Below are 12,363 nucleotides of genomic sequence, written 5' to 3' on the forward strand. Positions count from 1 at the left end.
GGCACGTGAGTAACGCAACCATCAGCCTGCCAATGCCGAGAATTCCCGGCGTACGCAACAGGCTAAAGGATACCCCTGTCAGTGGCCCCAAACGGGTTCTGCTGGCCGCCCCCCGCGGGTACTGTGCAGGAGTAGACCGGGCGGTGGTCGCCGTTGAGAAGGCGCTCGAGCGGTACGGCGCGCCGGTTTACGTTCGTAAGCAGATCGTGCACAACATCCACGTGGTGAGCACTCTCGAGAAGCTGGGAGCCATCTTCGTCGACGAGGTCGATGAGGTTCCGCCGGGCTCGCACGTCGTCTTCAGCGCCCACGGAGTGTCGCCTGCCGTCGTGCAGGGGGCCGTAGACCGGGGCCTGCAGGCCATCGACGCCACCTGCCCGCTGGTCACCAAGGTTCACCGTGAGGCCGTGCGCTTCGCCCGCGACGACTTCGAGATTCTGCTCATCGGCCACGCCGGCCACGAAGAGGTCGAGGGCACCGCCGGAGAGGCGCCCGAGCACACCACGCTCGTCGGCAGCCCCGACGAAGCCGACACCATTGTCGTTCGCGACCCCGACCGTGTCGTCTGGCTGTCGCAGACCACGCTGAGCGTCGACGAGACCATGGAGACGGTTCGGCGCCTGCGCGCCCGTTTTCCCAACCTGCAAGACCCGCCGAGTGACGACATCTGCTACGCCACGCAGAACCGCCAGGTGGCCATCAAGAAGGTCGCCGCCGGCAGTGATCTCGTCATCGTTGTCGGTTCGGCCAACTCGTCGAACTCTGTGCGGCTCGTCGAAGTCGCGCTCGAGTACGGGGCGAAGGCCGCCTACCGCGTCGACTATGCGCACGAGGTCAAGCAGGAGTGGCTCGACGGTGTGAACACGGTCGGGGTCACGTCAGGGGCATCCGTACCCGAGGTTCTCGTGCAAGAACTGCTCGACGACCTGGCAGGTGCCGGCTACGGCGACATCGAGACCGTTCAGACGGCAGAAGAAGACCTGATCTTCTCGCTACCGAAAGAGCTGCGGCACGATGCGAGCGGCAATACCGATTCACGTGCCATCGGCGGGCGCACCCGCCCCTGACGGTTCGCTCTCGCTAGGGTGGGCTGCAAAGAGGAGGGATCCCAATGCCGTCAGACCCCAGCACCGCCGCTCTCGAACTGCGGGGGCTCACCAAACACTTCGGTGACAAAGTAGCCGTTCATGACCTGAGCCTCACGGTTCCCACCGGTTCGTTCTACGGGCTCGTGGGCCCGAACGGTGCCGGCAAGACCACGACGCTGTCGATGGCGACGGGCCTGTTGCGACCGGATGCCGGGCACTCGCTCATCCACGGCGTCGACCTCTGGCAGCACCCGCTTGAAGCGAAGCGGCTCGTCGGCAACCTCAGCGACGGCGTGAAGCTCTTCGACCGCCTCACGGGCGAGCAACTGGTCACCTACAACGGGCTGCTCTTCGGAATGGCCCGCGACACCGTCGCCGAGCGCGTGGCCGACCTGCTGCGCCTGCTCGACCTCGAGAGCGCGGCCGGAACACTGGTCGTCGACTACTCGGCGGGCATGACGAAGAAGATCGCCCTCGCCTGCGCGCTGATTCACGCCCCGCGGCTGCTCGTGCTCGACGAGCCGTTCGAATCGGTCGACCCGGTGTCGGCGGCGAACATCCGCGACATGCTCACCGACTACGTGCGGGGCGGTGGCACCGTGATCGTCTCGAGCCACGTCATGGATCTCGTTCAGCGCATGTGCGACCACGTCGCCGTGGTCTCGGCCGGCCGTGTGCTCGCCGCCGGAACCGTCGACGAGGTTCGGGGCGAATCATCGCTCGAAGACCGCTTCGTCGAACTCGTCGGAGGCCGCCACCACGCAGAGGGGCCCGAATGGTTGCGTCACTCCTGAAGCTGCGGTTCCTGGTTCTGCGCAATTCCCTGAAGCGCAGCCCCTGGCAGCTGGTGGCCGTCATCATCGGGGCGCTCTACGGCCTCGGCGTTCTGTTCGTTGCCGTGTCGGGGCTCGTCGCGCTGCGGTTCGCGCCCGTCGAGCTCGCGAGCACGGTTGTGGTGCTGGCCGGATCGGCCGTGGTGCTCGGCTGGATCGTCATTCCCCTGGTGGCCACCGGTATCGAACAGACTCTCGACCCGGCGCGGCTCGTGCAGTTTCCGCTGTCGATGAAGACCATGCTCGCCGGTCTTACTCTGACCGGAGTGCTCGGCGTGCCCGGCATCATCACGTCGATCGCGGCGCTGGCGACGATCGCCACCTGGTCGCGGTCGCCGCTGGCTGCGGTTGCGGCGCTCGTAGCCGCCGTCGTGGGTGTACTCACCTGCGTGGTCGGTTCGCGCATGGTCGCCGCCCTGAGCGTGAGCCTGTCGTCGCAGCGCCGCTTTCGTGAGCTGAGCGGCATTCTCATCTTCATCCCGCTCATTCTGCTGGGGCCCATCATCTTCGGGGTCGCCCGCGGCGTCAGCCAGTCGGCCGACGCTCTGCCGGGGCTCGCCGAGGGGTTCAGCTGGAGTCCGCTCGGTGCGGCCTGGGCTGTGCCGGCCGATATCGCGGCGGGCGACCGTGCGGCGGCGGCGCTGAAGCTGCTCATTGCGCTCGCCACTCTCGCACTGCTCTTCGCGGTGTGGCGGCGCAGCCTGGCGATTGCGCTGGTGACCCCCCGGGCATCCGCTCGCAGCAGTGTGAGCCGGGGAAAGATCGGCCTGTTCGGTGTGCTGCCGGCCACCCCGGCGGGGGCGATCGCCGCCCGTTCGCTGACCTACTGGCGCCGCGACCCGCGGTACGCACGCCAGCTCATCGTCGTGCCCGCCATTCCCGTGCTGCTCTACTTCTACTCGCACACCTCGGGTTCGCTCGCGTTGCTGAACCTCACCGGGCCGATCATCGCGTTTCTGCTGACCCTGGCGATCTACACCGACATCTCGTACGACGGCACCGCGTTCGCCACCCACCTCGCCGATGGCGTGCGGGGTCGGGATGACCGGCTCGGCCGTGCCGCAGCGCTGGGGTCATTCGGGCTGCCGCTCGTAGTTGTTCTGACCATCGCCTCGGTCGCGGTGACCCAGTCGTGGGCGAACCTGCCCGCGCTGCTCGGCCTCGCCATCGGATCGATGCTCTCCGGGCTCGGCCTCACGAGCGTGTCGTCGGCGCGCGTCATCGTTGCTGTGCCGGCGTCGGGCGACAACCCGTTCAAGGCGGCGCCCGGCGCGGGTCTCACAACCGCGCTCAGCTCGTTCGCGACCTGGGGAATACTGCTCGTGCTGGTTCTGCCCGAGATCGTGCTCGCGGTGCTGAGCATTGTGTTCGTGTTGCCGTTGCTCGGCTGGCTCGCGCTCGTGGTGGGGGTGCTGCTCGGGTCGGTGCTCGCGGTCGTGGGCATTCGCGTCGGTGGAGCACTGCTCGACCGCACAGGCCCCGACCTACTCACCCGCCTCAAGGCGCTTCGCGGGGCGTGACCCGCCCGCTCGCGCTTTCGAGAAAACCCTGGAATCGGCTACGGCGTCGGGCGCGTCATGAGCTGCTGCGCGAACGACGGGTCGTTGAAGAACGCGAACGAGATGGCGACGACCCAGGCGAGAAACGTGGCCACGCCGAAAATAAGGGCGAACGGGAACGCGAGCCGCCGCACGGCGATGCGCCGCACACAGACCACGATCGACCCGAGCTGCAGCATGATCGTCACCACGCCGGCGATCACGCCCGCGGTGCTCGCTGCGGCACTCGCTGTGTAGGTGCCGTAGCCCTGCAATGCCGCGGCCTGGGCCAGCACCGTGTTGAAGTCGAACAGCGCCGGAAGCATGCTCGCCGAGAACAGTACCCCGAGAAAGAGGATCAGAGCCGTGAAGGCGACATCGCCGACCCGCACGGGCCGCTGGCCCGCCGCGGTGCCGGTGAGCCCGTCGCGGCCGTGCGGCGCGGGGGAGTAGGGGCGGGGCGCGCCGGAGTAGGGAGCTGCGGGGCCGCCGTAGCGGCCATCGGTCGAGGTCCCGGTCGCACGGGGGTCTGCCGAGCGTGGTTCTGCGTCAGCGGGTCTACCAGTGGATTCGCCGGAGGGCACCGGTACGTCGCTGCCCGCGGGAGGGGCAGGTGGTGTCCACTGCCAACCTTCGGGCGCGAGCTCGCCGTACTTCGGGCGGGGGCGTTCGTCAGGCATGAGTACAGTCTCTCCCACTCGGCTGTGCGAATGTCTGTGCTGTGCGAAAGTCGGTGCTGCGCAGGGGCAGGGCGCAGGGTCTGGCTGAACGGGTGGTGGATGCGCGGAGACGGGCCCCGGGCATCCACCACCCGGCAGAGGCTAGTGGCCCGAGTGCCCGGCTGACCCCAGCTGCTGTGTTGCCTCGATGACGCGGGCGGCCATGTCGGTCTCGGCGATCTTGCCCCAGGCCCGCGGGTCGTAGATCTTCTTGTTGCCCACCTCGCCGTCGACCTTCAGCACGCTGTCGTAGTTGCTGAACATGGTGCCGGCGATCGAGCGCGTGAACGCGTACTGCGTGTCGGTGTCGATGTTCATCTTGATGACACCGTTCGACACGGCTTCGGAGATCTCGGCGTCGCTCGAACCTGAGCCGCCGTGAAAGACGAGGTCGAAGGGCTTCGTGTTGCTGCCGAGGCTCGAGGCGTACTTCGCGTAGACGCCGTCTTGAATCTCTTTCAGAAGCTCGGGGCGCAGCTTCACGTTGCCCGGCTTGTACACGCCGTGCACATTGCCGAAGGTGAGGGCGGCCATGTAGCGACCGTTCTCGCCGAGCCCGAGCGCTTCGACGGTGGCCAGGGCATCCGACACCGACGTATAGAGATGCTCGTTGATGTCGTGGCTGACGCCGTCTTCTTCGCCGCCGACAACGCCGATCTCGACCTCGAGGATGGCGTTGATGGCCTTCGTGCGCTTCAGCATCTCTTCGGCGATCTTCAGGTTCTCGTCGAGCGCGATGGCCGAACCATCCCACATGTGCGACTGGAAGATGGGGTTGCGGCCTGCCTTCACTTCGGTCTCGCTGGCCGCGATGAGCGGCAGTACGAAGGTGTCGAGCGCGCCCTGCGGGCAGTGATCGGTGTGCAGTGCCACCGTGATCGGGTAGTTCTTGGCGACCTCGTGCGCGAACGCAGCGAAGGCGAGAGCACCGGTGGCGCGCGCGCTGCCCGATGCGGCCTTGGCCTTCTGGCCGGCGAAGTAGTCGGCGCCGCCGGTGGTGACCTGGATGATGCCGTCGGACTGCGCCTCGCTGAGCCCCTGCAGAACGGCGTTGAGCGTCTGCGACGACGACACGTTCACGGCGGGGTATGCGAACCCCGACGTCTTCGCCTTGTCGAGCATTTCAGCGTACTGATCGGGCGTTGCGATGGGCATGAGTCTCCTTTGTGCTGATGTCGCCTCCAGCATACCGAGCCTCGAGAAACCCGGGGGTCTGCGCGGCACGACCGCTAATCTGTAAGCGAGGCGCGCCGCACCCTGCCCGCCCATCTCGCCGACATGCGAACGAAGGATCAGTCGTGACCAGCATCGATCTCCCCTCCCTCTATCTCGAACACCCCGACCGCAACCTCGCGCTCGAACTGGTGCGTGCAACAGAGGCGGCCGCCATCCGTGCGTGGCCTTACATCGGCAAGGGTGACAAGCTCGCCGCCGACGGCGCGGCTGTGGATGCTATGCGGTTGCTGCTCGGCACGGTGAACTTCGACGGGGTCGTCGTCATCGGTGAAGGCGAAAAAGACAAGGCGCCGATGCTGTTCAATGGCGAGCATGTCGGAAACGGCCGGGGCCCGGCCTGCGACATCGCGGTCGACCCCATCGACGGCACCTCGCTGACGGCCGCGGGCCGCCCGAACGCCATCTCGGTCATGGCGGTCTCCGACCGCGGCTCGATGCTCGACGCTTCGTCGGTGTTCTACATGGACAAGATCGTCACCGGGGCCGAGGGCATCGGGGTCGTCGACATTCGAAAGCCCATCGGTGAGAACATCCGGGCCCTGGCGAAGGCCAAGGGCAAAGACGTCTCCGAGATGAAGATCGCGGTGCTCGACCGGCCGCGGCACGCGCAGCTGATCGACGAGATCCGCGCCTCGGGTGCGGGCACCCGACTGCTGCTCGACGGCGACGTGGCCGGCGGCATCAACGCGGCCCGGTACGAGACGCGCACCGACATGTGCGTGGGCATCGGGGGTAGCCCGGAGGGCATCGTCACCGCGTGCGCCATCAAGGCTCTGGGCGGCTTCATTCAGGGCATCCTGCGCCCCGGCAACGACGACGAGCGCCAGCGCGGCATCGACGCGGGGCTGAAGATGGATCACGTGTACGAAGCGAACGACCTCGTGTCGAGCGACAACACGTTCTTCGTGGCCACCGGCGTGACCGACGGTGGGCTGGTGAACGGCGTTCGCCGCAAGGGGCCGATCATTCGCACCGAGAGCATCGTGCTGCGTTCGCACTCGGGCACGATTCGCCGCATCGTGGCCGACCACCAGGCAGACAAATGGCTCTAGCGAGCCGTTCGTCTGCTGCGTTTCGCCTCTAGATCAATCGGTTGGGGTCGCCGATGCTCGAGAGGTCGCTGGCCAGGTCGAGTTCGGCGACCAGCTCGGTGGCGGTGAGCGAGCGTGTGGTCTCCTCGATGGGTTCGACGGTCTTCAGAACCGTCGACTCGTCGAGGGAGTTCAGCTTGCGCGCGGTGGAGAACACGTTGCGCTCGAACGAGCCGACGAAGGCGTTGTAGTCTTTCACGCTCGTCGTAATGGTACGGCCGAGCTTGTCGATGTGGCCGGCCGTCACGGCGAGGCGACCGTACAGCTCCTTGCTGAGGTCGAACAGGGTCTTGGCCTCGTGGGTGAGCACGTCTTGCTGCCAGCTGAACGCCACCGTCTTCAGCAGCGACCAGAGCGTCACGGGCGAGACGAGGGCGACGCGTTTGCTGAATGCGAAATCCATGATGCTCGGGTCGGCCTCCATCGCGCTCGAGATGAGCGACTCGCTCGGAATGAACGCCACCACGAGCTCAGGGCTCGCGTCGAGGCCGGCCCAGTACCCCTTCGACCCAAGCGCAGTGATGTGATCGCGCACGGCCTTGACGTGCCCCTTCATCAGTTCGGCGCGCCGGGCACCCTCGGGGCCTGTTGCCGTGGCCGCGATCTGGCTGGCCTCGAGATACGCCGTGAACGGCACCTTCGCATCGACGGCGATGTTCTTGCCTCCCGGTAGGTGCACCACCATGTCGGGACGCCCCGCGCCGTTGTCGCTCGTGATGCTCGACTGAACCGAGAAGTCGACCCGGTCGAGGAGCCCCGCCGCCTCGACCACGTTGCGGAGCTGGGTCTCGCCCCACACCCCGCGGGTGCTGTTCGAGCGCAGGGCCGAGGCGAGCGACTCTGCCGTCGTGCGGAGCCGCTCCTCTGATTCGGTTGCCGAGCGCAGCTGCTCGCTCAGTTCGCCGTGCTGCTGCCGGCGCTGCTCCTCGAGCTCGGTGACCTTCGCCTGAACGAGCCGCAGGCTCTCCTGCACCGGGCTCAGCGCCACGAGCACCCGGCCGTCAGACCTCTCGCGCTCGGCGTCGGTCTTCTGAATCTCGGCGAGCCGTTGCTGGAACTCGGCCAGCCTCTCCTCCTGCTGCCCGATCTGCTCGCGGTACTGGGCATCGTGGCGGGCGAGCTGGGTGTGGTGCTGCAACTCTTGCTGCGCGTGGCGCTCGGCGAACTGCTCCCGGGCGTCGCTGAGCTGTTCGCGGAGCCCCGCAGCGGTGGCCGCAGTTGCTGCGCCGGTGGCGGCGGTGGTGGCTGCGAGGGCGGCGGTCTCGGCCGCGGCGGCTGCGGCGCCGCGAACGAAGAGCAGGCGCGCTGCGACAACGCCCAGCACGAGACCCACGGCCAGACCGATGAGCAGAGTAACGATTGTCTCCATGCGCAGAGTCTTGCAGGGGCATCCGACACTGGCCCCTCACGACCCCGGCCCGCCGCCAACTGCAGCCGGTGCCGGTACGATGGATGCTCGTGGCTCTTACTATTGCGATCGTCGGGCTGCCCAATGTGGGCAAGTCCACCCTGTTCAACGCGCTCACCAAAAACCAGGTTCTGGCGGCGAACTACCCGTTCGCCACCATCGAGCCGAACGTGGGCGTGGTGAACCTGCCCGACCCCCGCCTGGCGGCGCTCGCCGGCATCCACGGCAGCGAGCGGTTGCTGCCGGCACCGGTGTCGTTCGTCGACATCGCCGGCATCGTCAAAGGTGCGAGCGTGGGCGAGGGGCTCGGCAACAAGTTCCTCGCGAACATCCGGGAAGCCGACGCCATCGCGCAGGTCGTGCGCGGCTTCAGTGACCCCGACGTGGTGCACGTCGACGGCAAGGTCGACGCCGCGAGCGACCTCGAGACCATCAACACCGAGCTGATACTCGCCGACCTGCAGACCCTCGAAAAGGCTGTCGCCCGGTACGAGAAAGAGGTCAAGACCAAGCGCATCGAGCCCATCGTGCTCGATACCGCTCGGGCCGCGCAAGCGATTCTGGATGCGGGCAAGCCTCTCTCCAGCGCACCGAAGTTCGACATCGAACCCATCCGCGAACTCGGGCTTCTCACCGCCAAGCCCTTCATCTACGTCTTCAACGTCGACGAAGGCATTCTCGGCGACCCCGCTGCGCTCGCCTCCCTCGCCGCGCTCGTCGCGCCCGCCCAGGCCATCTTTCTCGACGCCAAGCTCGAGTCTGAGCTCATCGACCTCGACCCCGAAGACGCCGCCGAGCTGCTGGCCTCGACCGGCCAAGACGAGTCGGGCCTCGACCAGCTCGCCCGCATCGGCTTCGACACCCTGGGCCTTCAGACCTACCTCACCGCCGGCCCCAAAGAGTCGCGCGCCTGGACCATCGGTAAGGGCTGGACGGCCCCGCAGGCCGCCGGCGTCATCCACACCGACTTTCAGAAAGGCTTCATCAAGGCGGAGATCGTCTCGTTCGACGACCTCATCGAGGCCGGGTCGATGGCGGAGGCCAAGGCGCGGGGCAAGGTGCGCATCGAGGGCAAGGAGTACGTGATGCACGACGGTGACGTGGTGGAGTTCCGCTTCAACGTTTAGGAGGGTGGTATCGCTTCGCCGAAGCGACAATCAACCACCTGAAGAGTAGCCCCTTTGGTATACCTCCGCGTATACTTACCTGATGGTGACGACAATCAAAGTTCCAGAGGAACTGCGCGATCGAATCAACCGCGACGCGCGCGAGCGGGGTGTGTCGGCTGCTGGGTTCATCGAGGGGCTGCTCGACGGCTACGAGCGGCGTTCGCGCATGGAGTCGTTCGGTCGAGCCTTTCGAGGCGCCGACCAGAGTTATTGGGATGAGTTCCGCGATTGGGATGTCGCCCTGAGTGACACGAACAATGGTGGCTGAACTTCGTCGGGGAATGGTCGTGTGGGCTGAACTCGATCCCGTGCGCGGGCGAGAGCAGGCCGGTCGAAGACCAGCGCTCGTTGTAGCAAGTGACCTCTACCTGCAACAGGCCGACACGCTTGCCATCGTTGTGCCCGCGACCACAACAAACCGCGGCTGGCCGAACCACGTGCCATTGAGGGGTGCGAATCTCGCGCTTGTTCAACAGACATACGCGATGACCGAACAGCCGCGAGCAATCACGCGCGAGCGCCTATTCGACCTGGCTGGTGTAGTTGACGCTGCCACAATGCGTGAGGTCGACGGATGGCTTCGTGATTTCCTCGCTCTGCCGTGATTACGCAGACTCAAGGGAGGGGTCACGACGGTGACGCTGCGGAGTTCGTAGCGAACCAGTAGCGAGCTCGTCAGGGCGCTTCGGGTTGGGCATGCTCCTGGATCCATCTAAGGTCGAAGTGCGGCCCCGGATGATCTTCCAGCCGTTCGCGCCACGAGAGGATGACCGTTGACGTCGTTACCCACTGCCTTCGCCCTTCGCCGCGTCGGAGCCCTCGCCATCGCTGCCGGTTCGTTGTTCGTTGCCGCCGGGGCAGGCGCGTGGATCACGGTCACCAAGCAGTTGCACGACGAGGGGATCACGGTGCCTCCCAATGCGCCCATCCTCGCGGGGAAGCGCGTACAGGGGCCAGTGACGGCCTACGTTGAGGCGCTCGTCATCAAGAGCAACGCCGAGCGCGGTGCCGGCGGGCGTACGTTTGCCGACATCAGTGCGGCCCTGCGCGGTGTCGAGGCTGGCAGCGACGAGGCGGCTGAACTCCGCAAACAGAGTCTGTCGCTGTCGACGGGCGCGTCCCTCCGCACATCGCTCATGACATCGGTACTCGCGTACGGGGTGAGCCTGTTCGCTGGTGGGCTCGGCGCCATCTTCCTGGTCTCGGGTTCACAGCTGCGTCGCGTCCGCAAATAGTCTCTCATCGACGGCTTGATCATGCGTCGACCTGTGTGGAGGGCACGTGCCGCGGCGCAGGGTCTCAGTGAGTGAGCATCCGCTATGACGTCTGAAGATCTGCCGCGCCAGATATAGGCCGCCGCTTAGCGCTGAGCGCTACTGTTCGGGTATGGAAGCCACGACATACGAGCTCGAGTACAACGGCAGGAGCTTCGTGCTGGCCGAGGTCGACTAAGTCAGGCTGCACAAAGTGTATGACAGAGGTTTGGCCATCAGCAGCAGCCTGTTCCGGTTCACTCCGGTGGGCAGCGACCTCGAGGTAGAGATTGCAATCGGCAGCGGGGCTCAACTGATTTTGACGAAACAGCGGCTGGAGCACTGACGCGGACACGCAGATGTCCTACTCGGCAGGCCACAGGGAAAGCGAAACGACGAGCAAGAGGCAGCGAAACAACGAGCGCGAGGCAGCGAACCTACGAGCAGGGGCCAGCGAAACTGCGGGATAAATGCTCAACTCGGCTAGGCTGTGGTTGTGCCCGAACTGATAGAGCGAAATCTGTTGCCGTTTGCGCGGGAAGCGCAGGAGGCGTTTCCTGTGCTCGTCATTCAGGGCGGACGGCAGGTGGGCAAGAGCACGTTCGCTCAGAGACTTGCTCAGGGCCGCGAATCCCGACTCTTCACCCTCGACAATGAAGCATCGCTCGACGCGGCGCGAGCCGACCCTCGAGGGTTCGTCGATCAGAACCCGGCAGCGACAATCGTCATCGACGAAGTTCAACGAGCGCCTGGGCTTATCCTGGCGGTCAAAGCGAGCGTCGACCGAGACAGGCGCCCCGGGCGATTCATCCTCACGGGTTCGTTGAACCTTCTTCGACTCGAACGAACGCCCGACAGCCTGGCGGGGCGGGCCGTCACGGTCGCGCTCCACGGGTTCAGCCAAGACGAGCTGGCCCGTCGGCGCGGCGACTTCGCCAGTGCTGTCAGGCAGGGTGCGAGGTTTGTCGACTTCGCCACTACCTGGCAACGCAACGACTACGTTGAAGCTCTTTCTCGTGGTTCATATCCCGAGGCCCAGGGCCTGTCAGGTCGGCTCCGCAATGTCTGGCTCGACAGCTATCTTTCCCGCATACTTCAACGCGACGCCGTCGAGATTCGACGAGACACGCAGCCGGCTCGTCTCGATTCTGTGATGCGCCTTCTGGCCGCCAATCAGTCGGGCGAGCTCGTGAAGGCGCGTATTGCAGCGCAAGCGAACATTCCCGCGTCGTCGATCGGCGGCTATCTAGATCTTCTTGAAACTCTGTTTCTGATCGCTACGCTCCCTCCATGGACGCCCAACCTCACAAAGAGAGAGGTTGGCCGAGCGAAAGCGATCGTCAACGATTCTGCTCTGGCCGTGCGGTTGAGTCGGCTTACCGAAAATCAGCTGAAGTCTTTCGACGGCAGTGACCATCTCGGCGCACTCATCGAAGGCCTGGTGGTTCAGGAGCTGATGAAACAGTCGGGCTGGAGCGACGAAGAGTTCGAGCTGTTTCACTACCGCGACAGAAACGGTGTCGAGGTCGATGTGGTGATCGAATTTGCTGACGGCTCAGTTTTCGGGGTCGAGGTGAAGGCGGGGAAGACGTTCAAAGCCGAACACTTCTCTGGGCTCAGCGCTCTGGCGGCCCGAGCCGGTGAAAGATTTTTGGGCGGAGTCGTACTCAACACGTCAGACCAGGGCTACCAGTTCTCGCGGGGCCTCTACGGGTTGCCCATCTCAGCGCTCTGGGAGTTGTGAGCATCCGGTGTCGGCGCAAATGAGGACTGCAGACGCCCACAGCCCAAGGCAGTATGAAGTGTGCCTTTCTTCTCCCGCGCAGCGCGCTCCGTGCTGGTGTGCGCACTCATCGTCGGCGGTGCGACCGGATGCGCGGCGATCGGCCTCGACCTGAACGCCGTTCACTCGACCGCGGCCACGCCGACGCCCACCGCGACGCCGACTCCCACGCCCACCCCCGCACCGAGGTTCACTCCGACTCCGGTTCCGGCCCCCGCTTCGCCCGCCGTGCCCACCCCCGAACC

General features: G+C 65.8%; 12 protein-coding genes. 9 read left to right on the top strand and 3 right to left on the bottom strand.

Annotation, left to right across the window (positions count from 1 at the left end; genetic code table 11):
• The first annotated feature begins 32 nt into the window (after nucleotides 1–32).
• From D4765_RS09020 to D4765_RS09030, 3 genes are read left to right on the top strand one after another with little or no spacing between them, the layout of a single operon-like run.
• On the top strand, nucleotides 33–1,067 hold the full coding sequence (locus tag D4765_RS09020) for a 4-hydroxy-3-methylbut-2-enyl diphosphate reductase (RefSeq protein WP_136641988.1): 1,035 nt from the start codon (nucleotides 33–35) through the stop codon (nucleotides 1,065–1,067).
• A 44-nt stretch (nucleotides 1,068–1,111) separates the two neighbouring features.
• On the top strand, nucleotides 1,112–1,882 hold the full coding sequence (locus tag D4765_RS09025) for an ABC transporter ATP-binding protein (RefSeq protein ID WP_136641959.1): 771 nt from the start codon (nucleotides 1,112–1,114) through the stop codon (nucleotides 1,880–1,882).
• Complete coding sequence (locus D4765_RS09030) at nucleotides 1,864–3,441, top strand: transporter (protein WP_136641960.1); 1,578 nt, start codon at nucleotides 1,864–1,866, stop codon at nucleotides 3,439–3,441. The genes D4765_RS09025 and D4765_RS09030 overlap by 19 nt, the downstream gene beginning before the upstream one ends.
• Nucleotides 3,442–3,479: 38 nt before the next feature.
• Here the strand turns inward: D4765_RS09030 and D4765_RS09035 are convergent, their stop codons facing one another.
• Nucleotides 3,480–4,139 (bottom strand): DUF6264 family protein, encoded by a 660-nt coding sequence (locus D4765_RS09035; RefSeq protein WP_136641961.1) that lies wholly within the window; start codon nucleotides 4,137–4,139, stop codon nucleotides 3,480–3,482.
• A 141-nt stretch (nucleotides 4,140–4,280) separates the two neighbouring features.
• Nucleotides 4,281–5,333 carry a class II fructose-bisphosphate aldolase gene (gene fbaA, locus D4765_RS09040; RefSeq protein WP_136641963.1) on the bottom strand — a complete coding sequence of 351 codons (1,053 nt, stop codon included), beginning with the start codon at nucleotides 5,331–5,333 and terminating at the stop codon, nucleotides 4,281–4,283.
• 143 nt (nucleotides 5,334–5,476) lie between these two features.
• On the opposite strand from fbaA, the gene glpX reads away from it, so the two are divergent.
• Complete coding sequence (gene glpX, locus D4765_RS09045) at nucleotides 5,477–6,466, top strand: class II fructose-bisphosphatase (protein WP_237280332.1); 990 nt, start codon at nucleotides 5,477–5,479, stop codon at nucleotides 6,464–6,466.
• A gap of 28 nt (nucleotides 6,467–6,494) precedes the next feature.
• On the opposite strand, the gene D4765_RS09050 is transcribed toward glpX, so the two are convergent.
• Complete coding sequence (locus tag D4765_RS09050; protein ID WP_136641965.1) at nucleotides 6,495–7,874, bottom strand: DNA recombination protein RmuC; 1,380 nt, start codon at nucleotides 7,872–7,874, stop codon at nucleotides 6,495–6,497.
• 89 nt (nucleotides 7,875–7,963) lie between these two features.
• On the opposite strand from D4765_RS09050, the gene ychF reads away from it, so the two are divergent.
• From ychF to D4765_RS09075, 5 genes are all read left to right on the top strand, one after another.
• The gene (gene ychF, locus D4765_RS09055) at nucleotides 7,964–9,040 is read left to right on the top strand and encodes a redox-regulated ATPase YchF (RefSeq protein WP_136641966.1); all 1,077 of its coding nucleotides are present in this window, start codon (nucleotides 7,964–7,966) and stop codon (nucleotides 9,038–9,040) included.
• Between the two features lie 82 nt (nucleotides 9,041–9,122).
• On the top strand, nucleotides 9,123–9,350 hold the full coding sequence (locus D4765_RS09060; RefSeq protein WP_136641967.1) for a ribbon-helix-helix domain-containing protein: 228 nt from the start codon (nucleotides 9,123–9,125) through the stop codon (nucleotides 9,348–9,350).
• Between the two features lie 13 nt (nucleotides 9,351–9,363).
• Nucleotides 9,364–9,687: a type II toxin-antitoxin system PemK/MazF family toxin gene (locus D4765_RS09065; RefSeq protein WP_201799269.1), complete on the top strand. Its 324-nt coding sequence runs from the start codon at nucleotides 9,364–9,366 to the stop codon at nucleotides 9,685–9,687.
• 168 nt (nucleotides 9,688–9,855) lie between these two features.
• Nucleotides 9,856–10,317 (top strand): hypothetical protein, encoded by a 462-nt coding sequence (locus D4765_RS09070; RefSeq protein WP_136641970.1) that lies wholly within the window; start codon nucleotides 9,856–9,858, stop codon nucleotides 10,315–10,317.
• A gap of 514 nt (nucleotides 10,318–10,831) precedes the next feature.
• Entirely contained in the window at nucleotides 10,832–12,079 is a 1,248-nt protein-coding gene (locus D4765_RS09075) for an ATP-binding protein (RefSeq protein ID WP_136641972.1), read from the top strand.
• Nucleotides 12,080–12,363: the final 284 nt, after the last annotated feature.

The sequence above is a fragment of the Subtercola vilae genome, from assembly GCF_004923255.1.
GTDB lineage: Bacteria > Actinomycetota > Actinomycetes > Actinomycetales > Microbacteriaceae > Subtercola > Subtercola vilae.